This is a genomic window from Streptomyces sp. P6-2-1 (assembly GCF_050613165.1).
Lineage (GTDB): Bacteria > Actinomycetota > Actinomycetes > Streptomycetales > Streptomycetaceae > Streptomyces.
The window spans coordinates 5,173,727-5,200,624 of sequence record NZ_CP192513.1 but is presented as its reverse complement, the minus strand read 5'-3'; the positions used below and the strand labels follow the sequence as shown (position 1 = coordinate 5,200,624).

Sequence of the window (26,898 nt, the reverse complement as noted above, 5' to 3'; positions counted from 1 at the left end):
TTTGTCACCGTTGCGTTCCAACTCCCGCCCCCCACCTGCGCTCTTCCCGAAGGGCGTCCCTGAGCCCGCCCCGCGCGGGGGCCGGAGCCGGGGCGAACGCCCCGCGTCGCGAAGGGGAAACGTGAGCGAAGCGCCGGGGAGGGGAAGAACAGGGGTGGGACGAAGCCGCCGAGCCACGGCCGGAACGCGCCCCCTGCCTGCGGCCGGGGGCGCCCCCGCACGCCGTACCGCGGGCACACCACGCGCCACGTGCCCCTGCGTCGCGCGGCATCCGCGTCCCCGGAGCCGCCAGGAGGCCGGAAGTGACGAGCGCAGCCGAGCAGGAGGAGACCGGGGCCCGCGGGGACGGGACGGACCCCGGACCGCCGCCCACGACCGGCGCGGGGCACGGCCCGCCCCCGCGCCCCGCGCGGCCCGCGGCACTCGCCCGCGACGTCGCCCGGCCCGGCGCCCCGACGCCGCTGGGAGCGCGCCGGCACCGGGGCCCCGAGGGGCGCACGGGCACCAACTTCGCGCTGTGGGCGGGCGGCGCCGAGGCCGTCGAGGTGTGCCTGTTCGCCGAGGACGGCAGCGAGCGGCGCGTGCGGCTCGCCGAGTGCTCGGACCAGATCTGGCACGGCTTCGTGCCCGGCGTCGCACCGGGCACGCGGTACGGCTACCGGGTCCACGGCCGCTGGGACCCGTGGACGGGCGCGCGCTGGAACCCGGCGAAGCTCCTGCTCGACCCGTACGCGCGCGCCGTGGACGGCGACTTCACGCTGCCGCCCGAGGTCTACGGGCACGTACGCGACTGGCCCGAGCAGCACCTCGCCGACACCGTGCGCGACGACCGCGACTCGGCCCCGTACGTCCCCAAGGGCGTCGTCGTGCACGACGAGTCCCCCGCCGCCGAGTGGATCGACGACCGCAGGCCGAAGACGCCGTGGGCGGACACGGTGCTCTACGAAGTGCACGTCAAGGGCTTCACGATGCGGCACCCCGGCATCCCCGCGCACCTGCGCGGGACGTACGCGGGCCTCGCGCACCCGGCCGCGCTCGCGCACCTCAAGCGGCTCGGCGTGACGGCTGTCGAACTGCTGCCGGTGCACCAGTTCGCGCACGAGGACCACCTGCTCCGGCGCGGCCTCACCAACTACTGGGGCTACAACTCCATCGGCTACTTCGCGCCGCACGCCGCGTACGCCTCGCGCGGGACGCGCGGCGAGCAGGTCGGCGAGTTCCGCGACATGGTGCGCGCACTGCACGCCGCGGGGATCGAGGTCATCCTCGACGTCGTCTACAACCACACCGCCGAGGCCGACGAGCGCGGGCCGACGCTCTCGCTGCGCGGCATCGACAACCGGGGCTACTACCGGCTCACGGAGGACGCGCGCCGCTACCGCGACTTCACGGGCTGCGGCAACACGCTGAACGTCGTGCAGCCGCACGTCCTGCGCCTGCTCACGGACTCGCTGCGGTACTGGGTCGGCGAGATGGGCGTCGACGGCTTCCGCTTCGACCTCGCCGCCGCGCTCGCGCGGGCGGGCAGCGACGGCGAGGAGCAGCGCTTCGACATGCTCGCGCCCTTCCTCGCCGTCATCGCGCAGGACCCGGTGCTGCGCCGCGTCAAGCTCATCGCCGAGCCGTGGGACGTGGGCTCGGGCGGCTACCAGGTGGGCGCCTTCCCGCCGCTGTGGGCGGAGTGGAACGACCGCTTCAGGGACGCGGCCAGGGACTTCTGGCGCGGGGCGCTGCCCGACGTACGCGACCTCGGCTACCGGCTCTCCGGGTCGAGCGACCTGTACGCGTGGAGCGGGCGCAGTCCGCAGGCGAGCGTCAACTTCGTGACGGCGCACGACGGTTTCACGCTGCGCGACCTCGTGAGTTACGACCACAAGCACAACGAGGCGAACGGCGAGGACAACAGGGACGGCACGGACGGCAACCGCTCCTGGAACCACGGCGCCGAGGGCGAGACGGAGGACGCGGGCATCCGCGCGCTGCGGCGGCGCCAGCTGCGCAACCACCTCACGACGCTGCTCCTCGCGACGGGCGTCCCGATGCTCGTCGCCGGTGACGAACTGGGGCGCACCCAGGGCGGCAACAACAACGCGTACTGCCAGGACAACGACATCGGCTGGCTCGACTGGTCACTCCTGGACGCGCCCGAGTGGCGCGCGCAGTGCGCGCTCGTCGCGCGGCTCGTCGCGCTGCGCCGCGCGCACCCGGTGCTGCGCAGGCGGTCCTTCTTCACGGGCCGCGCGCTCTTCGCCGACGGGCGGCGCGACGTCGCGTGGTTCACGGCGCGCGGCGAGGAGCTGACCGAGGACGACTGGTACGCGCCGGGCCGCAGCCTCGGCATGTACCTCTCGGGCCGCGACCTGCCGGAGCGCGACGCCGGGGGCGCGCCCGTCGTGGACGACAGCTTCCTGCTGTTCTTCCACGCGGACCCCGAGCCCGTCGGGCTGACGCTGCCGGGCCCGCCGTGGGCGGCGGCGTACGAGGTCGTGGTCGACACGGCGGCCGAGGAGCAGGAGACGGCCCCGGGGACGGTGCACGCCGCGGGCGCGACGGTGCCGGTGGCGGGGCGGTCGGTGGTGGTGCTGCGGGTGCGGGAGCAGGAGCCCGACGCCGCGGTTACGCGAGCGGTTCGTACGCGGTCGTGACGAGGCACGAGGCGTCGCCGTCGACGCGCAGCTCCGTGTTCTTCGGGAGCCGCGCGGGCGGCGTCCCGCGCCACTGCCTGGGCTTGCCGTCGGTGCCGACGACCGCGTAGCGCAGGCCGTCGCGGGTCACGGTGAGCGTCTTCGGGTCCGGCGCCCCGTTGACCGGCTCGGCGGCGGCGAGTCCGGCGCGGCAGGCGGCGAGCGGGAGGCCGTCGAGCCCGTCGACGCTGTGGAGGGTGCGCGTGTACGTGCCGCTCGGGAACTTCCACAGGTCGTGCGGGTCCGCGCAGTCGACGGGGACGAGGGCGCGGCGGCCGAGGCCGAGGAGCTGCGTGTCGGCGCAGGCGCCGGGCCGGAGGCCGCGCGCCGTGCGGACGGTCTCCGTCGAGGTGACGAGGCGGTGCGCGCCGGGGAAGTCCTCGCGCTGCCAGCGTCCGTAGCGGCTCAGGCGCAGCTCCGAGCGGAGCGTCGTGACGTCGCTCAGGAGGCCCTGCGCGTGCAGCGGGGCGAGCAGCGGTGCGAGGTCGGCGGTCATCGTGACGACGCGGCCCTTGCCGTCGGTCGTGACGGTGACGGTGAAGCCCTTGGCGTGCCCGAGGCGTTCGGCCTGGCGCAGGGGGCGGGCGAGGTCGGCGGGCAGCACGTCGGGGGCGTGCGCGGCAGGCACCCTCGCGGTGTAGCGGCGGCCGCCGCCCGAGAGGTGGACGGGCTCCTTGGCGGGCTTCGCGTAGGGCAGGACCTCGGCGAGGGTGCCGCCGTAGGGCAGGACGGCGCCGTTGAGGCGGTTGAGGTCGCTGTCGCCGTTGAGGCCGCGCTTCTCGCGCTCGGCGGGCGTGAAGCGCACCCAGGTGCGGCCCTGCTTGCCGTCGACGGCGACGTACACGCTGCCGTGGCCGCGTACCGCGTACGTCTGCCGCACGTCGCGGCGCCCCTCGCGCCCGCCGATGACGCTCGCGTCGGCAGCGGCGAGCGGCGCGGGCACGTGGACGGCGCGCTCGGCGCGGGCGACGTCCTGGTCCCAGTCGAGCGTGCCCGCGACGACGTCGGTGGCCTTCGTGCCCGTACCGCCGTAGTCGAGGCGCGCGGTGAAGCGGGCGGTGAGCCCTTCCTGGCTCGCCCGTGAGGCGGCCTTGAGCTGCTGGGCGAGCGGCTTCCCGAAGACGGCGTGCCCGTCGTCGAAGGGGCTGTCGCAGGCACTCAGCCCGCCGAGCACCCCGGCGAGCGCAAGGCCGCTCCCGGCCACTCGCACCACACGCCGCATGGCCGCCGCCTCCGCTCCGCTCCGTGATTCCGCCGGGGAAGGACCCCGCCCGGGACGCCCCACCCGGGCTCCCGCGCGTCACCGGTACGGGGCGCGGGGGTGTCCTGGGGGTGAATCCTACGGGGCGGGGGAAGCGGAGCGGGCCCCGCGTCCCGCACTCCGGGAGGGCGTCGCTCCCCCGGCGCCGTCACTCGCCCGCGCGCCCCGTCCCGAGGATGCCGCGCTCGTAGCCCGCCGCGACGGCGGCGGCACGGTCGGCGACGCCGAGTTTGGCGTAGAGGTGCGTGAGATGGGTCTTGACGGTGGCCTCGCTGAGGAAGAGGGCGCGGGCGATCTCGCGGTTCGGGGTGCCGCGCGCGACGAGCACGAGGACTTCGCGTTCGCGGGCCGAGAGGGCGGTACGGGGCGGGGCCCCCTCGGTACGGGGCGCGCGCAGCGAGGTCACGAGGCGTGAGGCGACGGCGGGCGAGAGCACGCTGCGCCCTGCGGCTGTGGCCCGTACCGCGGCGAACAGCTCCTCGCGCGGGGCGTCCTTGAGCAGGTAGCCCGTCGCGCCCGCCTCGATGGCGGGCAGCGTGTCGGTGTCGCTGTCGTACGTGGTGAGGACGAGGACGCGGGCCCTGGCGCCGCGGGCCCGCAAGGCGGCGATGGCGGCGACACCGCCGCCCTCGGGCATGCGCAGGTCCATGAGCACGACGTCGGGGTCGAGCGCGAGCGCCCGCTCCACGGCCTCGCGCCCCCCGGCCGCCTCGCCCACGACCAGGAAGCCGGAGTCCCCGGCGAACATGCCGCGCAGCCCGTCCCTGACGACGGGGTGGTCGTCGGCGATGAGGAGCGTGAGCGGGGCGCCGTCCCCGTCCGCACCGCTCGCGCCGTCCGCACCGCTCGCGCCGTGCGTGCTGTGCGTGCTGTGCGTGCTGTGCGTGCTGTGCGTACCGTCCGCGCCGTGCGTGCTGTGCGTACCGTCCGCGCCGTCCGCGCCGTCCGCGCCGTCCGCGCCGTCCGCGCCGTCCGCGCCGTCCGCGCTTCGTACCGTGTCCGTCCCCACAGCCCGCTCCCCCGCTTTTCCCACCGGCCTCACTGCCCCGCGTCCCTCCCCGGCACGGGCGCGGCTACCGGCGCAGGCGCAAGCACCGGCACCGGCACCGGCACCCGTGCCGAGATCGCCGTTCCGCCGCCCGGTTCCGACTCCACCGCGAGCGTTCCGCCGAGGCGCTCCGCGCGGGAGCGCATCGCGGCGAGGCCGTAGCCACCCGTGTGGTCCGGGCCGCGGGGCGGCCCCGAGGGGTCGAAGCCCTTGCCGTCGTCGCGTACGTCGAGGGCGAGTTCCGTGTCCATGAAGGAGAGTGTGACCCCGAGGCGGGCCGCGCCCGAGTGGCGGGCCGCGTTGGCGAGGGCCTCCTCCGTGATCCGCAACAGCGTCGCCTCCATGTCGCCGCGCAGCGGCACGGGCGTGCCGGTCACCGTGCACACCGCCTCGATGCCGGTCCGCGCCGCCCACGAGCGCACCGTCTTGGTCAGCGCCTCGCAGAGCCCGTCGTGCTCCAGGGCGGCGGGGGCGAGGTCCTGCACGGAGCGGCGGGCCTCGCCGAGCCCGTGCCTGGCGAGCGCGGCGGCACGATCGATGTGGGCACGGGCCGCCGCCCGGTCGGCGGTCGCCGTCGCGGCCTGGAGCTGGGTGATGACACCGGTCAGCCCTTGCGCCAGGGTGTCGTGGATCTCGGCCGCCAGCCGCCGCCGCTCGTCCGCGACGCCCGCCTCGCGCGCCTGCACGAGCAACTGCGCCTGGAGGCCCGCGTTCTCGGCGAGCGCGGCGGCGAGCCGCTCGTTCGTCTCCTCCAGCGCGTCGATGGTCTCGCGCTGCACGCGGGCGCGCCGCTCCTCGGTGATGCTGAGGTGCCAGAACACCGCGCAGAGCCCGGCGTGCAGCGCGTACATCACGGGGAAGGCGGCGATCCCCCACGAACCGAGCGGGAATCCGCCGGAGTTGGAACCGGCCATCACGACGGCGGTGAGCAGCATGCCCCCGTAGGGGAGCCGCCCGGGGAGGTAGCGGAAGGCGCCGAAGTAGCCGATGACGGCGTAGGCGGAGAGGAAGGGGTTGCACCACGTGAGAGCGAAGGAGAGCGCCCAGCGCAGGAAGTAGTACGCGATCCCCGCGGGCCCCCGCGCGGGGCGCGCCCACAGCGCCCACGCCTCCAGGAGCCCGGCGCCGCCCGCGAGCCAGGGGAGCGCCCGCAGGTCCCCTTCGCTCATGATCGCGTCGGCGGTGAGCACGGAGGCGCCGAGACTCACGGCGAGCAGCGCGAGCGGACCCCAGCGGTGGAAGGCGTCCCACCGCCGGTCGAGGGTCGCCGTGGCGGAGCGGTGCGCGGGCATCCCGGCAGCGGCCGCCGCCTTCGCCCCCGGTACGGGCACCTCGTTCACTCCCACCGGAAGAAACGTACGGCTCCCACGAGGAGCAGTACAGACCACAGGACGAGGACGCCGAGGTGGCTCCAGGCGGGGAAGTGGCCCGCTGCCGCCTGGTCGAGGGCGCGGGCGCCCGCGCCGAAGGGCGTGTACGTCACGACGCGGCGCAGGGCGTCGGGCATCGCCGCGACGGGGAGCCAGACGCCGGAGCAGAACATCGCGGGGAAGTAGACCGCCGAGCCGACCGCCTGCGTCACCTTGATGTTCGAGGAGACGGAGGTGACGACGCAGCCGAGGGCGAGCGCGGCGAGGACCACGAGGAGCAGCGCGAGGACGTAACCGCCCGGCTGCCGCGGCAGCGCGACGCCGAAGGCGAGGCGGCCGACGGTGAGCGCGAGGCACACCGAGACGAGCGCGGCGACGGCGTGCACGACGAGTTGCGCGCCGAGGAGCGTCGCCGGGCTCACGGGCGTCGTGGCGAGGCGGCGCAGGATGCCGCGCTCGCGGTACATGCCGAGGACGCCCGGCATGACCTGGAGCCCGCTCGTGACGAGGGCGAGCAGGACGGCGACCGGGACGTAGAGGTCGATGACCCGCAGGCCGCCGAGGCCGTCCTGAGAGGTGCGGAAGGAGGGGACGAGGCCCAGGATCGTGAGGAGGAGGGTGGGGAAGAGGAGGGTCCAGAAGTTCCCCGCGGGTTCGCGCAGGAAGAGGCGCGTCTCGGTGCGCAGGACGGTGGCGGTGGCGCGCGTGGGCATGGGGCTGGGGCTCCTTCGGAGGTACGGGGTGGGGGCGGCCTTGCGCGGGCGCGCGGGAAGCGGCGGGGCGGTGTGGCGGCGGGAACGGCAGGGTGGCGGACGGGCAGGGGCGGGACGGGCAGGGGGGGCGGAGGCGCCGGATGGCGGGGCGGTGTGGCGGCGGAAGCGGCGGGGCGCGGGGCCGGGCGTCAGGCGCCCGTGAGATCGAGGTAGGCGCTGTCCAGGCCCGCGTCCGTCACGCGCAGCCCGTGGGCCGTGATCGCCGCGCGCGCCAGGAGCGAGAGGAGGGCCTGCACCGTCTCGTCGGTGCCCTCGACGGTCCAGCGCTCGCCCCGCACCCGTACCGCCGCCGTGCCGGGCAGTGCCTCGACGGCGGCGCGGTCGGGCGGGACCGAGGGCGTGAAGGAGGCGACGGTGGTGACGCTCGTGGCCCGCACGAGCCGGGCCGGGGTGTCGAGGGCCCGTACCCGCCCGCCGTCGATCACGGCGACCCGGTCGCACAGGCGCTGGGCCTCCTCCATGAAGTGCGTGACCAGGAGGACGGTGACGCCGCTGTCGCGGATCTCCTCGACGAGTTCCCAGGTCTCGCGCCGTGCGCGGGGGTCGAGGCCGGTGGTGAGTTCGTCGAGGAGGAGGACGCGGGGGCGGCCGACGAGGGCGAGGGCGATCGAGAGGCGCTGCTTCTGCCCGCCCGAGAGCTTCCCCCAGCGTGCGTCGAGGCGTGCGCCCAGCCCGAGCCGCTCCGCGAGGGCGCGCCAGTCGGCGGGCTCGGGGTGGAAGGAGGCGTAGAGCACCAGGGCCTCACGCACAGTGATCTTCGGCGGGAGGGCGCTCTCCTGGAGCTGTACGCCCAGGAGGCGGCTCACCGCGGGGTGTTCGGCGCGCGGATCGAGTCCCGCGACGCGGACGGTGCCGCTGTCGGGGGCGCGCAGTCCGGCGACGCACTCGACGGTCGTCGTCTTCCCCGCGCTGTTGGGGCCGAGGACCCCGAAGACCTCCCCCTCGTGCACGCGGAAGGAGACGCCGTCGACGACGGTGCGGCCCTCGTAGCTCTTGCGCAGGTCATGAACGTCGACGAGGACGGGCGCCGAGCCCGTGGCGGGGCCTGCCGGGCCCGGGTGTGCGGTCATGGCACCAGGCTCGCGCGGCGGACGGCCGCTCGGTATCGGCCAGTTCGCCAGGGGCCATCATCCGATCGGCTGAGGGTGTCCCCGCGACGGGTCCCCGGAGCCGCGGGGCGGCCGAACCGCCGTGCCGTGGCCGAATGGTGGGGGCGTACTTGGGGCGTACAGGGAAACCCGGTGGGCATTGTCAGTGGCGGAACGTAACCTCGCCGATGTGACAGCAGAACTTCCCGACTCCCCCAAGGGCCGCTCGGCGGCGCGGACCCTGGCGCGCCTGTGGCCGTACGTCAGACCGGTGCGGGCCCGGATCGCGACCGCCGCGGTCATCGCGGTGCTCGCCTCGTGCGTCGGCCTCGTCGTGCCACTCGTGCTCAAGGCGATCGTGGACGGCCCCGTCGCCGACCACGACCCGGGCGGGGTGTGGCTCGGGGCGCTCGGGCTGCTGCTGCTCGGGATCGCCGAGGCGGTGCTCTTCGGGTTCCGGCGCTGGCTCGTGGCGCGACCGCTCGCGGGGGTCGAGGCGGAGTTGCGGCGGGACCTCTTCGGGCGTCTCCAGCGGCTGCCCACCTCCTTCCACGACCGCTGGGCCTCGGGCCAGTTGCTGTCGCGCGCGACGACCGACCTCATGATGCTGCGCCTGTTCCTCGCCTTCCCGCTCACCTTCCTGCTGGTCAACGGCGTGACGATCGTGGTCGGCGTGGTGATCCTGGTGATCCAGGACTGGGGGCTGGGACTGCTGCTGCTCGTCCCCGTCGCGCCGCTGGTCCCGCTGTGCACGTACTTCGAGCGCAGGTACAGCATCGCCGCGCGCCGGGCGCAGGACCAGATCGGGGACGTCACGACGCTCGTCGAGGAGAGCGTCCTCGGTATCCGCGTCGTGAAGGGCTTCGGCCGGCACCGCAGTCAGGCGCGCGTCTTTCGCGCGCGGGCCAAGGAGCTGCGGGCCACGGAGCTGCGCAAGGCGCATCTGCTCGCGTGGATCTGGGGCGTCATCACGACGCTCCCCGAGCTGGCGATCGTGACGGCGCTCGTGCTCGGCACGATCCGGGTCGCTGACGGTGACCTCTCGGCGGGCACCCTCGTCGCCTTCCTGTCCACGGCGCTCGCGCTGCGCTGGCCCGTCGAGTCGATCGGCTTCCTGCTCGCGATGTGCCAGGAGGCCGCGGCAGCGGCGGAGCGGTACTTCGAGGTCATGGACGAGCGGCCGGAGGAGGACGTCCCCGCCCCGGCCCGGGCGGGGGACACGGCGGACGCACCCGCTCCCGCGGCGAAGGCGCTGGTACGGGGCGGACCGCCGCGCGAGCGCGACGGGCTGCGCTTCCAGGGGGTCGGCTTCCGCTTCCCGGACGCGGCGCCCGGTTCGCCCGCGCTGCTCGACGGCGTGGACCTGCACGTGCGGCCGGGTGAGACGGTCGCGCTCGTGGGCGCCACGGGCTGCGGCAAGACGACGCTGACGCACCTCGTGCCGCGGCTCTACGAGCCGAGCGCGGGACGGATCACGCTCGACGGCGAGGACATCACGGCGATGCCGCGCGAGCGGCTGCGTGCGCTCGTCGCCGTCGCCTTCGAGGAGCCGACGCTCTTCTCGGCCTCGATCGCGGAGAACGTGCTGATGGGCGCGGGTGCCGACGCGGGCCCGAAGGACCTGGCGCGGGCGCTCGACGTGGCGCAGGCCGGTTTCGTGAAGGACCTCCCGCACGCGGAGCGGACCGAGGTGGGCGAGCAGGGGCTGAGCCTCTCGGGCGGGCAGCGGCAGCGGCTCGCGCTCGCCCGCGCGGTGGTGGGCTCGCCGCCCTTCCTCGTGCTCGACGACCCGCTCTCGGCACTCGACGTCGCCACCGAGGCGGCCGTCGAGGCGGCGCTGCGGCGGGTCCTGGAGGGCACGACGGCGCTCGTCGTGGCGCACAGGCCGTCGACGGTGCAGCTCGCCGACCGGGTCGCGCTGCTGTCGGGCGGCCGGATCACGGCCGTGGGCACCCACCATCAACTGCTGCGCGAGAACGCCGAGTACGCCTGGCTCATGTCAGGCGCGGACCGGGCCCTGGAGGGACAGGCATGACGACGGGAGCCGAAGAACGCGAACCGGAGGAAGCACTCGCCGATCCGGGCACGCCAGGAGGAGGCCGGACGGCCTCGGGCACGGGTACCGGTACGGGCACGGGCACGGGCACGGGTGCCGGTACGGGCGCGGGCACGGGTGCCGGTACGGGCGCGGGCACGGGTACGCAGGCGCCGCCGGCCCCCGCGCCCGCGCGCCCCGCCGGGACGTCCCCCTCCCCCGACCCCTTCGACCAGGACGATCTGCCCGTCGCCGAGGGCGCCACGCGCGCGCTGCTCGGCGCGCTCCTTCGCCCGCACCGGGGGCGCGTCGCCGGTACGGTGCTCTTCCTGCTGCTCCAGCAGGCGGCCATGCAGGCGGGCCCGCTGCTGGTCGCGTACGCGATCGACCACGGCGTCCCCGCGGTGCGGCGGAACGACTACGGGCCGCTCATCGCGCTCGGCGTGGCCTACGCGCTGTGCGCGCTCGGCTCGGGCGTCTTCCAGTTCGTGTACACGAAGCTGTCGGGCCGCGTGAGCCAGGACGTGCTGCTCGATCTGCGCGGGCGGATCTTCCGGCACGCGCAGATCCTGAGCGTGGACTTCCACGAGCGGTACACGTCGGGGCGGCTCATCTCGCGTGCGACGACGGATGTCGAGTCGTTGCGCGAACTGCTCGACGAGGGCTTGCAGGAGCTGATCAACACACTCCTCTCCTTCTTGTCGATCTCACTCGTGCTGCTCGTGCTCGACGGGTGGACGGGCGCGCTCGCCGTGCTGTCCTTCGTACCGCTGTACCTGCTCGTGCGGCTCTACCAGCGGCGCGCCGGACGGGTCTTCGCCCGGCGTTCGACGGCGATCGCCTCGGTCATCGTGAAGTTCGGCGAGACGATGAACGGCATCCGCCCGGTGCGGGCCTTCCGGCGCGAGGCGGTCAACGACGCGGAGTTCGACGCACTCAACAGGAAGCACGAGCGCAGCAACGGCGACGCGCTCATCGAGATGGCGCGGTACGTGGTCGGCTCGCGGCTCGTGGCGAACACGACGATCGCCGCGATCGTGCTGTGGGACGCCTACCGGGTCGCGGACGGGACGCTCGCGCTCGGCACACTCGCGGCGGCGGCGCTGTACCTGCGGCGCCTGTACGACCCGATCGACCGGCTCGGCCAGTTCCTCAACGCCTACCAGTCGGCGGCGGCCTCGCTGGAGAAGGTCGCCGGGCTGCTCGCGCAGGAACCGGGCGTGCCGGAGCCGGCCGTACCGCGCGAGCTGCCCCCCGCGCGGGCCGACCTCCCGGGCCGCCAGGTCGACTTCGACGGTGTCTCCTTCTCGTACCGCACGGGCGGCGAGGTGCTGCCGCGCTTCGACCTGCGGCTGGAGGCCGGACAGACGGTCGCCGTCGTGGGCTCGACGGGCGCGGGCAAATCGACGCTCGCGAAGCTCCTGGCGCGCTTCTACGACCCGACCGAGGGCCGCGTGCTGCTCGACGGGACCGATCTGCGGGACCTGCCGATGCCGGAGCTGCGGCGCGGGGTCGTGATGGTGACGCAGGAGGCGTTCCTCTTCTCGGGGACGATCGCCGACAACATCGCGATCGGCCGCCCCGACGCGGGCCGCGCCGAGATCGAGCAGGCGGCGAAGGCGATCGGGGCGCACGAGTTCATCGCCGCGCTCCCGGAGGGCTACGACACGGACGTACGCAAGCGGGGCGGCCGCATCTCGGCAGGTCAGCGGCAGCTGGTCGCCTTCGCCCGCGCCCTGCTCGCCGACCCGGCCGTCCTGATCCTCGACGAGGCGACCAGCTCGCTCGACATCCCGGGCGAACGCGCGGTCCAGGAGGCGATGGAGACGGTCCTCCACGGCCGCACGGCCGTCGTGATCGCCCACCGCCTCTCCACCGTGGCGATCGCCGACCGCGTCCTCGTCATGAGCCAGGGCCGCGTCATCGAGGACGGCTCCCCCGAGCAACTCATCGCCGGGACGGGCACGTTCGCCGGGCTCCACAGGACATGGCGGGAGAGCCTGGCCTGACAGCGCGCGGAGGCGGGGGCCCTCCGGGAGCGGCGGGGGCGCCGGGAGCGGGCAAAGGGGGGCGGCCGCGCAGGACGAGTGCGGCGGTCCCGCGGGAGAGTACGGCGGTCCCGCGGGACGAGTACGGCGGCCGCCCCTCCGTCGCCGTGCCCCCCACCCGCCGCTTTCCAGCCAACGGCGCGTACCCATCAGGCCCTTGACAGTTCCGCGCACAGCCCTCGCACAGGCCCCGGCGAACCTCCTTCCGGCATGTGCGGGGAAACCGCTCCCCCGGCCTCGTTGAGCTACCGACGCGTAACCAGGGCGCACCCGCGCGCCGCGCGGAACGCCCGCCACCGCCACCACAAGCGGGTGACACGGTTCCGGCCAAGCTCTCCTCGTGGTCATGACACGCGGTGCCCCGCGATGCGAAGGTGGCGATGCGCCACCCCCCACGGTCGGCCACACCCCCCACCCCCCGGGGTCGGGTCGCCCTCGGACGATCCGGCCCCGCAGCACCCGCACACCCGTCAGTTCACCGCGCGGCCCGTCGCCCGCCTCCCGCGGGAGGCACGACCCCGCCGAGGCGCCGCCCCTTCGGGTCACCACCCGCCGGGCCGCGTCCCGCCCGGTCACGGCACCGGTCCGCGCTCCCCCCACTGGAACGAATCGACTGGGAGTCAGCGTTGTCCCGTAACCCCGGCACGTCCCGTACCTCCCGTTTCTCCAGAACGGCTCTCGTGTCCGCCACCGCGGTCGCCTCCGCCGCTCTGCTCGCCGGCGCTCTCGGCGCCCCCGCCACGGCGGCGGACCGCACCCCCTCCGCGACGCCGCTCGCGATGAGCGTCTCGCTGCGGGCCGACCTCCTGAAGGAGGCGAAGGCGGACACGGCGGAGACGGCGCGCACCCTCGGGCTCGGGGCCCAGGAGGAGTTGCACGTCAAGGACGTCGTGAAGGACCGCGACGGCACTGTCCACACCCGCTACGACCGCACGTACCAGGGCCTCAAGGTCCTCGGCGGCGACCTCGTCGTGCACACCGCGAAGGGCGGGAAGCAGCTCGGCGTCAACCGCGCGAGCAAGGCCGAACTCCAGGTCGACACGAGCCCGAAGACGCTCAAGGCGGCGCCCGAGAACGCCACGAAGGTCGTGTGGGCGCCCCGCCACGGCAGCCCCGTCCTCGCCTACGAGTCCGTCGCGAAGTCCGTCGAGAAGGACGGCACTCCGAGCGAGACCCACACCGTCACCGACGCGACGAGCGGCGCGCGCCTCGCGAGCTGGGACGCCGTCGAGACCGGCCTCGGGCACAGCGAGTACAACGGCGACGTCGAGATCGGGACCAGCCCCGCTTCGGGCGGCGGCTACGAGCTGACCGACGCGGACCGGGGCGGCCACAAGACGTACGACCTCGGCAACAGCTCCGCCGGGACCGGCACGCTCTTCACCGACGACGACGACGAGTGGGGCGACGGCACGGCGAGCGACCCGCAGACCGCCGCCGTCGACGCCGCCTACGGCGCGGCCGAGACGTGGGACTACTACAAGGACGTGCACGGCCGCTCCGGGATCGCCGGGGACGGCAAGGGCGCGACCTCGCGCGTCCACTACGGCAACAACTACGTCAACGCCTTCTGGCAGGACAGCTGCTTCTGCATGACGTACGGGGACGGGGCGGGCAACGCGGCGCCGCTCACCGCGCTCGACGTCGCCGCGCACGAGATGAGCCACGGCGTCACCGCCGCGACCGCGGGGCTCATCTACAGCGGCGAGTCCGGCGGGCTCAACGAGGCGACGAGCGACATCATGGCGACCGCCGTCGAGTTCTACTCGAACACCGACGAGGACCCGGGCGACTACCTCATCGGCGAGAAGATCGACATCAACGGCGACGGCAGCCCGCTGCGGTACATGGACGAGCCGAGCAAGGACGGCGCCTCGCGCGACTACTGGTCCGCCGACCTCGGCAACACCGACGTCCACTACTCCTCGGGCCCGGCGAACCACTTCTTCTACCTGCTGTCCGAGGGCAGCGGAGCGAAGACCGTCAACGGCGTCTCCTACGACTCGCCGACGTACGACGACTCGACGGTCACCGGGATCGGCATCGAGAAGGCCGAGCAGGTGTGGTTCAAGGCGCTCAGCGAGTACATGACCTCGACGACGGACTACGCGGACGCCCGCGAGGCGACGCTCAGCGCCGCCGGGGACCTGTACGGGACCGACTCCACCGAGTACGCGGCGGTGGACGCGGCCTGGGCGGCCATCAACGTGAGCTGACCGCGGGGCGAGTGACGTGAGGTGAGGGGCGTTCACGCGGTGAACGCCCCTCACCCGTGCCTCTGTGCGCCGGATCAGCGCATCAGCACGCCTCCCGCGTCCCCCTTCGCCTCGGCGGGTACCGCCACGAGCCCCAGTTCGGCGGGCGAGGCGAGCAGCCGGTGGGCGGGCAGGACGCGCACCGTGTAGCCGAAGCTGCCCGTGCGGTCGAGCGCGAGAGGGCCCTCATACGTCCAGCGGCCTTCCAGATCGGGCCCCGCACCCACCGGCTTGAGCGGTACCGTGTGCGGCTCGCCGATCCGGTCGTCGGCGTCGACGCGCCCGGAGACCACCTGCACCTCGACGTCCTCGGGCGCGAGCGCCCCGAGCGAGACGTGCACGCGCAGCCCGAGACTCGCCCCGTACTCGGTGCCCGCGCCCGCCGCGGTCGTCTCCGGCTGCTCGATCGCGACCTGTCCCCAGGCCCCGCGCACCTTCGTCTTCCACGCGGCGAGCCCCGCGGCCGCCTCGGGCGTGAGGGCGCGGTGAGCACGCGCGGCCGGGGCGTAGAGGTCCTCCACGTAGGACCGCACCATGCGTCCCGCGAGGACTTTGGGGCCCAGGCTCGTGAGGGTGCGGCGGACCATCTCGATCCAGCGGCCCGGCAGGCCCTCGGCGTCGCGGTCGTAGAAGCGCGGCGCGACGCGCTCTTCGAGGAGGCGGTAGAGGGCCTCGGACTCCAGGTCGTCGCGCCGGTCCTCGTCGAGGTGGGCGCTGCCGTCAGCGGTGGGGATCGCCCAGCCGAAGTCGGGCTCGTACCACTCGTCCCACCAGCCGTCGAGCACGGAGAGGTTGAGCGCGCCGTTGAGGGCGGCCTTCATGCCGCTCGTGCCGCAGGCCTCCAGGGGCCGCAGCGGGTTGTTGAGCCACACGTCGCAGCCGGGGTAGAGGGTCTGCGCCATGCCCATGCCGTAGTCGGGCAGGAAGACGATGCGGTGGCGCACGCGCGGGTCGTCGGCGAAGCGGACGAGTTCCTGGACGAGGCGCTTGCCGCCGTCGTCCGCGGGGTGCGCCTTGCCCGCGACGACGATCTGCACGGGGCGCTCGGGGTGGAGCAGGAGGCGCGTGAGGCGCTCGGGGTCGCGGAGCATGAGGGTGAGGCGTTTGTAGGAGGGGACGCGGCGGGCGAAACCGATCGTGAGGACATCGGGGTCGAGCACCCCCTCGATCCAGCCGAGTTCGGCCGTGCCCGCGCCGCGCTGGCGCCAGGACGCGGCGAGGCGGCGGCGCACCTCGCCGACGAGGCGGGTGCGCAGCTGCCCCCGTACCCCCCAGATGTCCGCGTCGGGGATGTCGGCGACGGCGTCCCAGCGGGGCGAGCCGCCGACCGCGAGTGCCTCCTCGGCGCGGCCTGCGCCGATGCGTCCGGCGCCGAGCGCGAAGACCTCGGGGGCGACCCAGGTCGCCGCGTGCACGCCGTTGGTGACGGAGGTGAGGGGCACCTCCTCGGCGTCGAAGCCGGGCCAGAGCCCGGCGAACATCTCGCGGCTGACCTGCCCGTGCAGGGTCGAGACGCCGTTGGCGCGCTGGGCGAGGCGCAGGCCCATGACCGCCATGTTGAACAGGTGCGGCTGCCCGCCCTCGTACGTCTCGCGGCCCAGGCGCAGGACGTCGTCGACGTCGAGCGCGGGCAGTTCGGCGCTCGGCCCGAAGTGGCGGGCGATCAGCTCGGCGTCGAAGCGGTCGATACCGGCGGGGACGGGGGTGTGGGTGGTGAAGACGGTCCCGGCGCGTACGGCTTCGAGCGCGGTGGCGAAATCGGGCCCTCCGGGGTGCGCGGCGGTCAGGATCTCGTGGACGCGCTCCAGGCCGAGGAAACCGGCGTGTCCCTCGTTCGTGTGGAAGACCTCGGGCTCGGGGTGCCCGGTGAGGCGGCAGTACGCGCGCACGGCGCGGACCCCGCCGATGCCGAGGAGCATTTCCTGGTGGAGGCGGTGCTCGCTGCCGCCGCCGTAGAGCCTGTCGGTCACCTCGCGGGCCGCGCGGTCGTTGTCCTCGACCTCGGAGTCGAGGAGCAGGAGCGGTACGCGGCCGACCGCGGCGTGCCAGATCCTCGCCCGCAGGACGCGCCCGGCGGGGAGCGTGAGGGCGACCTCGGCGGGGCTCCCGTCGGCCTCGCGCAGCAGGCTGAGGGGCAGCTCGCCCGGGTCGAGCACGGGGTACGTCTCCTGCTGCCAGCCCTCGCGCGAGAGGGACTGGCGGAAGTAGCCGTGCCGGTACAGGAGGCCGACGCCGATGAGCGGGACGCCGAGGTCGCTGGCCGATTTGAGGTGGTCCCCGGCGAGGATGCCGAGGCCGCCCGAGTACTGCGGGAGCGCGGCGGTGACCCCGAACTCGGGCGAGAAGTAGGCGACCGCGCGGGGCAGTGCCGCCGCGTCCTGCTCCTGGTACCAGCGGCCGTCGGCGAGGTAGGTGTCCAGCGCGGCGGCCGCCTCGGCGACGCGCCGCACGTACCGCTCGTCGGCGGCGAGGGTGGCGAGCCGGTCCTGTGTGAGCGCGGCGAGCAGCCGCAGCGGGTCCTGGCCCGTCTCCTCCCACAGGACGGGGTCGGCGGCGCGGAACACCTCACGCGTCGGGGGGTGCCAGGACCAGCGGAGATTGCGGGCGAGCGCGTCGAGGGGGCGCAGGGGTTCGGCGAGTACGGGACGCACGGTGAATCGTCGGATGGCCTTCACGTTGCCGCCTTCGCGTCAGGAAGCTGAACAGACGGCCCGTCACCGGTCGGCTGCGGGAACCGTCACCGGGACTGCCACCGGCTCCGTTACCGGGACAAAGGCCGCTTCCCGGCGACCCTAGCGCGGGGTGCGCCCGGCCAACCACGGCGCGCGCGATCGGCCCGTACGCTCCCCGCGCCCCTCCAATGCGCCCGCCGAATCGCCGCGTCCCCGCTCACCAGCCACAATCCGAGAGGCGGGGCCGTACCCCCGGGTGTCGTGTGACGTGGCCGGAATCGTGTCCGTGTTGACGAGCGAGTAGTTAACACGCCGCCGGGTTGCCCATACGGATACCGGGGGAAGGCTTCCGCGGTAGCCCACCGCAGCACCCCCTTTTCATCCGCCCACTCGGGTGAACGCGGACAGGAGCGGCCATGCCTCAGGGACGCCGGCGAGCGAATCGGGTGAAGGCCCGGTCAACGGACGGCTCGGCGCTGCCGATAGACGGTGCGAAGGCGCAGGCGGGCCCCGAGGAGCCCGCGCGCGACGTACGGCCCGGACGAGCCGTGGGTCGCGGGCGGCCCGTACAGCCCGTACGCGACGCACCCCCGAAGCCACGCCGTGCCGCCTCACCACCCGCACCCGCACCCGCTACGTCACCAGGTGATGCCGTGAAAACCCCGATCGGCCGCATCCCCGTGCTGGATGTGTCCCCGCTCGTCGACTGCGGCCGCAGGCCCGCCAAGGCCGTCGTCGGCGAGACCTTCGAGATCAGTGCCACCGTCTTCCGCGAGGGCCATGACGCGGTCGCCGCCAATGTGGTCCTGAAGTCCCCTGACGGCCGTCCGGGCCCCTGGACCCCGATGCGGGAACTCGCGCCCGGCACCGACCGCTGGGGCGCCGATGTGACCCCGGACGTCGAGGGCCGCTGGACGTACAAGGTGGAGGGCTGGAGCGATCCGCTCGCCACCTGGCGGCACGCCGCGGGCATCAAGGTGCCCGCGGGCATCGACACCGCGCTCGTCCTCGAAGAGGGCGCGCTGCTCCACGAGCGGGCCGCGCGCAAGGTCCCCAAGCAGGACGGCAGACGCGAGGTGGTGCTCGCGGCCGCCGACGCGCTGCGCGACACCTCGCGCACCCCGGGGCAGCGGCTCGCGGCCGCGCTCGCGCCCGAGGTGGTGGAGGTCCTGGACCGGCACCCGCTGCGCGAGCTGGTCAGCTCGTCGAAGCCGCTGCCGTTGCTCGTCGAGCGGCGCAGAGCGCTCGTCGGCTCGTGGTACGAGTTCTTCCCGCGCTCCGAGGGCGCGCGGGTCACCGCCGAAGGGCACAGCCGTTCGGGGACCTTCCGGACAGCGGCGGAGCGGCTTCCCGCGGTCGCCGCGATGGGCTTCGACGTCGTCTACCTGCCCCCTGTCCACCCGATCGGGACGACGCACCGCAAGGGCCGCAACAACTCGCTGGACCCGGCCCCCGACGACGTGGGCGTGCCGTGGGCGATCGGCTCCGCGGACGGCGGGCACGACGCGGTGCACCCGGACCTGGGCACCCTGGAGGACTTCGACGCGTTCGTGGCGCGGGCGAAGGAGCTGCGGCTGGAGATCGCGCTCGACTTCGCGCTCCAGTGCTCGCCCGACCACCCGTGGGTCAAGGAGCACCCGGAGTGGTTCCACCACCGCCCCGACGGCTCGATCGCGTACGCCGAGAACCCGCCGAAGAAGTACCAGGACATCTATCCGATCGCCTTCGACAAGGACATGCCGGGGCTGATCGCGGAGACGTGCCGCATCCTGCGCTTCTGGATGGACCACGGGGTGCGGATCTTCCGTGTGGACAATCCGCATACGAAGCCGGTCGTGTTCTGGCAGAAGGTGATCGCGGAGATCAACGGGCGCGATCCCGACGTCATCTTCCTGGCGGAGGCGTTCACCCGCCCGGCGATGATGCGGACGCTCGCCGCCGTCGGCTTCCAGCAGTCGTACACGTACTTCACCTGGCGGAACACGAAGCAGGAGCTGACGGAGTACGCGCAGGAGCTGGCGGGTGAATCCGCGTGGGTCATGCGGCCCAATTTCTTCGTCAACACGCCGGACATCCTGCACGGCTACCTCCAGCACGGCGGGCCCCCCGCCTTCGCGACGCGGGCCGTGCTCGGGGCGACGCTCTCCCCCACGTGGGGGGTGTACGCGGGCTTCGAGCTGTACGAGAACCAGGCGCTGAGGCCCGGCTCCGAGGAGTACCTGGACTCGGAGAAGTACCAGCTCAGGCCGCGTGACTGGGAGGGGGCCGAGCGCGCGGGACGCTCGCTGGCCCCGCTGATCACGACGCTCAACCGGCTGCGCCGGCTGCACCCCGCGCTCCAGCAGCTGCGCCGGGTGCACTTCCACCACGCGGATCAGGACCAGGTCATCGCGTACTCCAAACGGGCGGGCAACGACGTCGTCCTCGTGGTCGCGAACCTCGATCCCCACCACACCCAGGAGGCCACGATCTCGTTGGACATGCCGGCGCTCGGCCTGGACTGGCACGAGACCGTCCCGGTGCGCGACGCGCTCACCGGCGAGACCTACCACTGGGGCAGGGCCAACTACGTGCGCCTTGAGCCGGGCACCACGCCCGCGCACGTGTTCACCCTGCGACCGTCCCCGCTGATCGGAGGGTCACCCGCATCATGATCGTCAACGAGCCCGTCCCCGACACGTTCGAGGACACCCCGCGCAAGGACCGTGATCCCGACTGGTTCAAACGCGCCGTCTTCTACGAGGTCCTCGTCCGGTCCTTCCAGGACAGCAACGGCGATGGCGTCGGCGACCTCAAAGGCATCACAGCGAAGCTGGACTACCTGCAATGGCTCGGCGTGGACTGCCTGTGGCTCCCGCCGTTCTTCCAGTCCCCGCTGCGCGACGGCGGCTACGACGTCTCCGACTACACCGCCGTGCTCCCCGAGTTCGGCGACCTCGCCGACTTCGTCGAGTTCGTGGACGCCGCGCACCAGCGCGGCATGCGCGTCATCATCGACTTCGTCATGAACCACACGAGCGATCAGCACATGTGGTTCCAGGAGTCCCGCAAGGACCCCGAAGGCCCGTACGGCGACTACTACGTCTGGGCCGACGACGACAAGGCGTACAGCGACGCCCGCATCATCTTCGTCGACACCGAGGCGAGCAACTGGACCTTCGACCCGGTCCGCAAGCAGTACTACTGGCACCGCTTCTTCTCGCACCAGCCGGACCTCAACTACGAGAACCCGGCGGTGCAGGAGGAGATCATCGCGGCGCTGCGCTTCTGGCTTGACCTCGGCATCGACGGCTTCCGCCTCGACGCGGTCCCCTACCTCTACGCCGAGGAGGGCACCAACTGCGAGAACCTGCCCGCGACGCACGAGATGCTCAAGCGGGTACGGGCCGAGGTGGACGCGCACTACCCGGACACCGTGATCCTCGCGGAGGCCAACCAGTGGCCCGAGGACGTCGTCGACTACTTCGGCGACTTCTCCAAGGGCGGCGACGAGTGCCACATGGCCTTCCACTTCCCGGTCATGCCACGCATCTTCATGGCGGTACGGCGCGAATCGCGCTACCCCGTCTCCGAAATCCTCGCCAAGACCCCGGCGATCCCCGCCGGGTGCCAGTGGGGCATCTTCCTGCGCAACCACGACGAGCTGACCCTCGAAATGGTGACGGACGAAGAACGCGACTACATGTACGCGGAGTACGCGAAGGACCCGCGGATGCGCGCCAACATCGGCATCCGCCGCCGTCTCGCGCCGCTCCTCGACAACGACCGCGACCAGATCGAGCTGTTCACGGCGCTGCTGCTCTCGCTGCCGGGCTCTCCCATCCTCTACTACGGGGACGAGATCGGCATGGGGGACAACATCTGGCTCGGCGACCGCGACGCGGTGCGCACGCCGATGCAGTGGACGCCCGACCGCAACGCGGGCTTCTCCTCCTGCGACCCGGGACGGCTCTTCCTGCCGACCATCATGGACCCGGTCTACGGCTACCAGGTGACGAACGTCGAGGCGGCCATGTCGGCGCCCGCCTCGCTCCTGCACTGGACCCGCCGGATGATCGAGATCCGCAAGCAGAACCCGGCCTTCGGGCTCGGTTCGTATACGGAACTGCCGTCCTCGAACCCGGCGGTGCTCGCCTTCCTGCGCGAGCTGCGCTCGGAGGACGGGACCTCGGACGACCTGGTGCTGTGCGTGCACAACTTCTCGCGCTTCGCCCAGCCGACCGAGCTGGACCTCCGGGCCTACGCGGGCCGCCATCCGGTGGAACTCATCGGAGGCGTGCGCTTCCCCGCGATCGGTGAACTGCCGTACCTGCTCACCCTCGCGGGCCACGGCTTCTACTGGTTCCGGCTGCGCAAGGACCCCGCCGAGCGCTGAACGGGCGCGGCCCCCGCCCCGCGCGGGGGCCGCGACACGCGTGCGGGGCCGCGGCGCTGCGGTCGCCGCCACCGGCACGTACCCGTATGGTTTCGGCCAGGGAAATCCCGTACCAGACCCGTACGTCCGTTGGGTCCCGACCCGCATACTGTGTCCCACCCCGGGCACCCTCCCGGAATACCGGCACCATCGACGGGCCGGCGGACGAACGGCCCGTCACCGTACGGAACTTCCCTACTGCCCCACCGGTCACCGTGGGGCCTGCGCGCCAGGGTCTTACCGCTTCGCGCGGGGCGCGTGAACCTGCTGGTGTACCCGGGGAAAGGACACGACCGCCGCCATGTCGGATGCCCCAAGGACGCGCGTCCCTTCCCCCAGCCCCGTCCCTGACGCGGGGGAACTGCTCGCCTCGCTCGACCCGCTGCTGCGCGGCTGGCTGCCCCGGCAGCGCTGGTTCGCCGGCAAGGGCCGCCCCGTCACCGGCTTCACCCTCGTCTCGCTCACCGAACTGCTCCCCTGGCGCGGCGGCCGCGCCGGAACGCCCGGGCTCCTGCACCTCCTGGTCCGCGCCGACCAGGAAGCGGACCGCCCGGGCGACTGCTACCAGCTGTTCCTGGGGGTACGGGCCGAACTGCCCCCGCACCTCGCGCACGCGCTCATCGGCCGCCCGGAGGCGGGGCCCCTCGCCGGGCACACCGTCTACGAGGCGCTCCAGGACCCGCGCCCCGCCGAACTGCTGCTGGAACGCATGCGGCTGCCGGGGCGCCTCGGCGAGCTGCGCTTCGGGCGCGACGCGCGGGTCACGATCCCGACCGGGCTCGCCCCGAGGCCGCTCGGCTCGGAGCAGTCCAACTCCTCGCTCGTGTACGGCGATACGTTCATCCTCAAACTCTTCCGGCGGGTCGTGCCGGGCGCCAACCCTGACCTGGAACTGCCCCTCGTGCTCTCGCGGCAGGGCTGCGCGCGGGTGCCCGCGCCCGTCGCGTGGATGCAGGCCGAGCCCGCGGGCGGCGCGGGCGGCGAGCCGTACGTGCTCGGCGTGCTCCAGCCCTTCCTGAAGGGCTCGCAGGACGGCTGGGAGCTGGCGCTGCGGCGGCTCGCGGCGGGTGAGGACTTCACCGCGGAGGCGCGTGCGCTCGGGCGGGCGACGGCCGAGGTGCACACCGCGCTCGCGGGGGCGCTGCCCGCCCTGACGCTCGGGCCCGAGGGGCTCGCCGCGCTCGCCGACGCCATGACGCGGCGCCTGGAGGAGGCGGCAGCGGCGGTGCCCGAGCTGCGGCCGTACGTGCCGGGGCTGCGCACCGCCTTCGCGCGCCTGGGCCGGGCGGGCCGCGAGGGCAGGACGTGGACCGCGCAGCGCGTGCACGGCGATCTCCACCTCGGGCAGTGCCTGCGCTCGGCGGACGGCTACTGGTCGCTCATCGACTTCGAGGGCGAGCCGGCGAGGCCGCTCGCCGAGCGCCGCCGCGCCTTCCCGCCCGTGCGGGACGTGGCCGGGATGCTGCGTTCCTTCGACTACGCGGCCCGCTCGCACGAGCCGTGGGCACCCGAGTGGGCGAGCGCCTGCCGCGCCGCCTACTGCGAGGGGTACGCGGAGATCGCGGGCCGCGACCCGCGCGAGGACGCGGACCTGCTCACCGCGTACGAGACGGACAAGGCGGTGTACGAGGTCCTGTACGAGGCCAGGCACCGCCCCGACTGGCTCCCCGTACCGCTCGCGGCGATCGCGCGGCTCGCGGGCGACTCGCAGGCGCGGGAAGCGCGGGAGGTACGCGGGGCGCGCGAGACGCGGGAGGTGCGCGAGACGCGCGAGACGCGTGCGGTGCCGGATGCGGAGCCCGTGCCGCCGCCCGATCCCGGCCACGTCGCTCCCGCCCGCCAGTCGCCCGCGTCCCGCGAGGAACCCGGCACGGGACGCCGGACCACCAAGCTGCTGTGACCCGCCGGGGCACCCGCCCCTGCTCCCCTCCCCCCACCCTCCGCTCGACCCGCACCGGCCCCAGGAGGTTTTACCCGTGACCCCCCGCTCCTCGTCCTCGTCCCGCCCCGCCGCCAAGAAGCCCCGCCGACCGGCCACCCCGCCGAAGGACGCCGTACCGCACGAGGCCGTACCGCACGAGGCCGTGCCCCAGGACCTCCCGCCGCAGGACGCCGCGCCGCAGGCCCCCGCGGCGAAGCCCCCCGTCCCCGCGCCCGCGCACGAACCCGCCGACGAGTCGCTGCGGCGGCCCGCGCCCGAGTCGCCGTACGCGGTGAGCGCCTGGGACAGGGGGCGGCTGCTCGCCGGGGCGCACCACGACCCGCACGCGGTGCTCGGCGCGCACCCCACGGAGGGCGGCGCGGGAACCGTCGTACGGGTCCTCAAGCCGCACGCCCGGGCGGTGACGGTGCTGCTCGGCGGAGGCGAGGAGGCGCGGGTGCCGCTGCACTCCGACGGGGACGGCTTCTTCTCGGGCCGGCTCCCGGCGGGGACGCGGCCCGGTGCCCCGTACCGGCTCCTCGTCGCGTACGACGAGGGAGAGGGCGCGCCGGTCGACGACCCGTACCGCTTCCTGCCCGCGCTCGGCGAGATGGACCTGCACCTCATCGGCGAGGGACGGCACGAGGAGCTGTGGACGGCGCTCGGCGCGCGCGTCATGGAGCGGGACGGCGTGGTGGGGACGCGGTTCACGGTGTGGGCGCCGAACGCGCAAGGGGTGCGCGTCATCGGGAACTTCAACTACTGGGACGGGACCGGGCACCCGATGCGCTCGCTCGGCGCGACGGGCGTGTGGGAGCTGTTCCTGCCCGGGCTCGGGGCGGGTGAGCTGTACAAGTACGAGATCACGACGCCCGAGGGCCACCACGTGCGCAAGGCGGACCCGATGGCGCGGCGCACGGAGGTGCCGCCCGCGACCGCTTCGGTCGTCGACGAGTCCGCGTACGCGTGGGGTGACGCCGAGTGGCTCGCGCACCGCGGCGACCGCCCGGTGCACGAGGCGCCGTTCTCGGTCTACGAGGTGCACCTGGCCTCGTGGCGGCCCGGACTCACGTACCGGGAACTCGCCGAGGAACTGCCCGCCTACGTGAAGGACCTCGGCTTCACGCACGTGGAGCTGATGCCGATCGCCGAGCACCCCTTCGGCGGCTCCTGGGGCTACCAGGTCACCGGTTTCTACGCGCCGACGTCGCGGCTCGGCACGCCCGACGACTTCCGCTTCCTCGTCGACAGCCTGCACCGCGCCGGGATCGGCGTCCTCATGGACTGGGTGCCCGCGCACTTCCCGCGCGACGCGTGGGCGCTCGCGAACTTCGACGGCCGCCCCCTCTACGAGCACGCCGACCCGCAGCGGGCCTCGCACCCGGACTGGGGCACGCTCGTCTTCGACTTCGGGCGCACCGAGGTGCGCAACTTCCTCGTCGCGAACGCCACGTACTGGTGCGAGGAGTTCCACATCGACGGGCTGCGCGTGGACGCGGTCGCCTCGATGCTCTACCTCGACTACTCGCGCGAGTACGGGCAGTGGTCGCCGAACGCGTACGGCGGGCGCGAGGACCTGGACGCGGTGCGGTTCCTCCAGGAGATGAACGCGACCGTCTACCGCCGCAACCCGGGGGTGGTCACGGTCGCCGAGGAGTCGACGGCCTGGGACGGCGTCACGCGCCCGACCGACCGGAGCGGGCCCGGCGGCTTCGGCGGCCTGGGCTTCGGCCTGAAGTGGAACATGGGCTGGATGCACGACTCGCTCGAATACCTCGCGAAGGAGCCCGTCCACCGCAAGTACCACCACAACGAGCTGACGTTCTCGATGGTGTACGCGTACAGCGAGAACTACGTGCTGCCGATCTCGCACGACGAGGTCGTGCACGGCAAGCAGGCGCTCGTCTCGAAGATCCCGGGCGACTGGTGGCAGCGCCGCGCGACCGCGCGCGCCTACCTCGGCTTCATGTGGTCCCACCCGGGCAAGCAACTCCTTTTCATGGGGCAGGAGTTCGCGCAGGGTTCGGAGTGGTCGGAGGCGCACGGGCCCGACTGGTGGGTGCTCGATCCCGCGTACGAGGCGGCAGGGGACCACCGCGGCGTGCAGCACCTCGTGCGCGACCTGAACACCGTCTACACCGCGACGCCGCCGCTGTGGCAGCGCGACACGGACCCGGGGGGCTTCGCCTGGGTGGTCGGCGACGCGGCCGAGGACAACGTCCTCGCCTATCTCCGCTACGACCACGAGGGCACCCCGTTCCTCGCGGTGTGCAACTTCTCGCCCGTCGTCCGCGAGCACTACCGCGTCGGCGCCCCCGAGGGCCACTGGACGGAGGCCCTCAACACGGACGCGACGCGCTACGGCGGCGGGGGCGTCGCGGCCACCCCCGAGGGCGGCGCGACCACGGAGCCGACCGGCGCGCACGGGCACGCGCAGAGCCTGGAGCTGACCCTCCCGCCTCTCGCGACGGTGTGGCTGCGGAGGTCCTGACCAGGCACGTCCTCGCTGTTACAGGGCCCTGACAGTTTTTCGTGAACTGCGCGGGGGGCGGTGATCATCAGAGAGACCGTACGCATCGCTACGGAAAGAGATCCCATGTCGCTCCTCACCCCCCGCGCAGCCCGTACCACCGCCGCCGCCCTCGCCGTGCTCGCCTTGGGGGCCGGGGTCGCCGCCTGCGACTCCGGTGACGACTCGCCGAAGGCGGCGTCCGCCGCGACGCCGAGCGGGGGCGCTCCCGCGCAGGACGCCTCGCAGGAGGACGACGGCGGCCGGGGCGCGGCGTCGGGCGCCGCCCCGCAGGAGAAGGGGCAGAACGACGACGGGATCAACGGGCCGACCGAGCAGGCGAAGCCGCGCGGCGCGCACTGCGATACGAGCGAGCTGAACTTCGACTTCCACGCCCCGCACGGCGGGAAGCCCGACATGGAGCAGGAGAAGTACCAGCAGTCCGTGACCGTGCGGCTCACGAACCACGGCGAGCGCAGCTGCACGCTCAAGGGCTTCCCCGGCGTCCAGCTCGTGAGCGCCAAGGGCGAGCGCTGGGACCTCGCCCGCTCCGGGGACCGGCCCGACCTGATCACCCTGAAGCCCGGCGACGACACGGCCGCCATCAAGTTCACCGTCATGCCGTCGACGGACCCCGAGGCGAGGACCTTCGTCCCGCAGGACGTCGTCATGACGCTCCCGGACGAGACGGAGCACATCACGCTGCCCTGGGAGTTCGGCGGCGCGATCCTCGACCAGTCGGGCGCCACGCACCCGGGCACCTTCGTGGACCCGATCGGGTACTGAGCGCCCGGGCGGTCCCCGCCGCGCGGGGAAGGGA

At 73.7% G+C, this 26,898-nt stretch carries 15 protein-coding genes; 9 read left to right on the top strand and 6 right to left on the bottom strand.

The window, feature by feature from the left end; genetic code table 11:
- The first annotated feature begins 302 nt into the window (after positions 1 to 302).
- On the top strand, positions 303 to 2,645 hold the full coding sequence (gene glgX, locus ACQYWQ_RS22265) for a glycogen debranching protein GlgX (RefSeq protein ID WP_431036913.1): 2,343 nt from the start codon (positions 303 to 305) through the stop codon (positions 2,643 to 2,645).
- Here the strand turns inward: glgX and ACQYWQ_RS22260 are convergent.
- From ACQYWQ_RS22260 to ACQYWQ_RS22240, 5 genes are all read right to left on the bottom strand, one after another.
- On the bottom strand, positions 2,617 to 3,906 hold the full coding sequence (locus ACQYWQ_RS22260; protein WP_431036911.1) for a hypothetical protein: 1,290 nt from the start codon (positions 3,904 to 3,906) through the stop codon (positions 2,617 to 2,619). The two genes, glgX and ACQYWQ_RS22260, sit on opposite strands and share 29 nt — an antisense overlap.
- A gap of 187 nt (positions 3,907 to 4,093) precedes the next feature.
- A complete protein-coding gene (locus ACQYWQ_RS22255) occupies positions 4,094 to 4,735 on the bottom strand; it encodes a response regulator (RefSeq protein ID WP_431039293.1) in 642 nt (213 codons plus the stop codon).
- Positions 4,736 to 4,983: 248 nt separating this feature from the next.
- Positions 4,984 to 6,285, bottom strand: a complete 1,302-nt coding sequence (locus ACQYWQ_RS22250; protein WP_431039292.1) for a sensor histidine kinase — start codon at positions 6,283 to 6,285, stop codon at positions 4,984 to 4,986.
- 44 nt (positions 6,286 to 6,329) lie between these two features.
- Positions 6,330 to 7,076: an ABC transporter permease gene (locus ACQYWQ_RS22245; RefSeq protein ID WP_431036909.1), complete on the bottom strand. Its 747-nt coding sequence runs from the start codon at positions 7,074 to 7,076 to the stop codon at positions 6,330 to 6,332.
- 188 nt (positions 7,077 to 7,264) lie between these two features.
- Positions 7,265 to 8,206 carry an ABC transporter ATP-binding protein gene (locus ACQYWQ_RS22240; RefSeq protein WP_431036907.1) on the bottom strand — a complete coding sequence of 314 codons (942 nt, stop codon included), beginning with the start codon at positions 8,204 to 8,206 and terminating at the stop codon, positions 7,265 to 7,267.
- A 208-nt stretch (positions 8,207 to 8,414) separates the two neighbouring features.
- On the opposite strand from ACQYWQ_RS22240, the gene ACQYWQ_RS22235 reads away from it, so the two are divergent.
- The 3 genes from ACQYWQ_RS22235 to ACQYWQ_RS22225 all read left to right on the top strand — a co-directional run bounded on the left by ACQYWQ_RS22235 (position 8,415) and on the right by ACQYWQ_RS22225 (position 14,523).
- Positions 8,415 to 10,259, top strand: a complete 1,845-nt coding sequence (locus tag ACQYWQ_RS22235; protein WP_431036905.1) for an ABC transporter ATP-binding protein — start codon at positions 8,415 to 8,417, stop codon at positions 10,257 to 10,259.
- Positions 10,256 to 12,268: an ABC transporter ATP-binding protein gene (locus ACQYWQ_RS22230; protein ID WP_431036903.1), complete on the top strand. Its 2,013-nt coding sequence runs from the start codon at positions 10,256 to 10,258 to the stop codon at positions 12,266 to 12,268. The genes ACQYWQ_RS22235 and ACQYWQ_RS22230 overlap by 4 nt, the downstream gene beginning before the upstream one ends.
- A 719-nt stretch (positions 12,269 to 12,987) precedes the next feature.
- Positions 12,988 to 14,523, top strand: a complete 1,536-nt coding sequence (locus tag ACQYWQ_RS22225) for a M4 family metallopeptidase (RefSeq protein WP_431036901.1) — start codon at positions 12,988 to 12,990, stop codon at positions 14,521 to 14,523.
- A 74-nt stretch (positions 14,524 to 14,597) separates the two neighbouring features.
- Here the strand turns inward: ACQYWQ_RS22225 and glgP are convergent, their stop codons facing one another.
- The gene (gene glgP / locus ACQYWQ_RS22220; protein WP_431036899.1) at positions 14,598 to 17,237 is read right to left on the bottom strand and encodes an alpha-glucan family phosphorylase; all 2,640 of its coding nucleotides are present in this window, start codon (positions 17,235 to 17,237) and stop codon (positions 14,598 to 14,600) included.
- 650 nt (positions 17,238 to 17,887) lie between these two features.
- Here glgP and ACQYWQ_RS22215 point away from each other — a divergent pair.
- From ACQYWQ_RS22215 to ACQYWQ_RS22195, 5 genes are all read left to right on the top strand, one after another.
- Positions 17,888 to 19,888, top strand: a complete 2,001-nt coding sequence (locus ACQYWQ_RS22215) for an alpha-1,4-glucan--maltose-1-phosphate maltosyltransferase (RefSeq protein WP_431036897.1) — start codon at positions 17,888 to 17,890, stop codon at positions 19,886 to 19,888.
- Complete coding sequence (gene treS, locus ACQYWQ_RS22210) at positions 19,885 to 21,609, top strand: maltose alpha-D-glucosyltransferase (RefSeq protein ID WP_431036895.1); 1,725 nt, start codon at positions 19,885 to 19,887, stop codon at positions 21,607 to 21,609. Before ACQYWQ_RS22215 ends, treS begins: the two co-directional genes overlap by 4 nt.
- Positions 21,610 to 21,949: 340 nt before the next feature.
- Entirely contained in the window at positions 21,950 to 23,548 is a 1,599-nt protein-coding gene (locus tag ACQYWQ_RS22205) for a maltokinase N-terminal cap-like domain-containing protein (protein ID WP_431036893.1), read from the top strand.
- Positions 23,549 to 23,624: 76 nt separating this feature from the next.
- Positions 23,625 to 26,060, top strand: a complete 2,436-nt coding sequence (gene glgB / locus ACQYWQ_RS22200; RefSeq protein ID WP_431036891.1) for a 1,4-alpha-glucan branching enzyme — start codon at positions 23,625 to 23,627, stop codon at positions 26,058 to 26,060.
- Positions 26,061 to 26,165: 105 nt separating this feature from the next.
- A complete protein-coding gene (locus tag ACQYWQ_RS22195; RefSeq protein ID WP_431036889.1) occupies positions 26,166 to 26,864 on the top strand; it encodes a DUF4232 domain-containing protein in 699 nt (232 codons plus the stop codon).
- The last annotated feature ends 34 nt before the right edge of the window (positions 26,865 to 26,898 follow it).

Coding starts and splice junctions, on each gene's coding strand:
- ACQYWQ_RS22240 (WP_431036907.1), bottom strand. CDS start 8,206: ATGACCGCACACCCGGGCCCGGCAGGCCCCGCCACGGGCTCGGCGCCC.
- ACQYWQ_RS22245 (WP_431036909.1), bottom strand. CDS start 7,076: ATGCCCACGCGCGCCACCGCCACCGTCCTGCGCACCGAGACGCGCCTC.
- ACQYWQ_RS22260 (WP_431036911.1), bottom strand. CDS start 3,906: ATGCGGCGTGTGGTGCGAGTGGCCGGGAGCGGCCTTGCGCTCGCCGGG.
- ACQYWQ_RS22195 (WP_431036889.1), top strand. CDS start 26,166: ATGTCGCTCCTCACCCCCCGCGCAGCCCGTACCACCGCCGCCGCCCTC.
- treS (WP_431036895.1), top strand. CDS start 19,885: ATGATCGTCAACGAGCCCGTCCCCGACACGTTCGAGGACACCCCGCGC.
- ACQYWQ_RS22250 (WP_431039292.1), bottom strand. CDS start 6,285: ATGCCCGCGCACCGCTCCGCCACGGCGACCCTCGACCGGCGGTGGGAC.
- ACQYWQ_RS22230 (WP_431036903.1), top strand. CDS start 10,256: ATGACGACGGGAGCCGAAGAACGCGAACCGGAGGAAGCACTCGCCGAT.
- ACQYWQ_RS22205 (WP_431036893.1), top strand. CDS start 21,950: ATGTCGGATGCCCCAAGGACGCGCGTCCCTTCCCCCAGCCCCGTCCCT.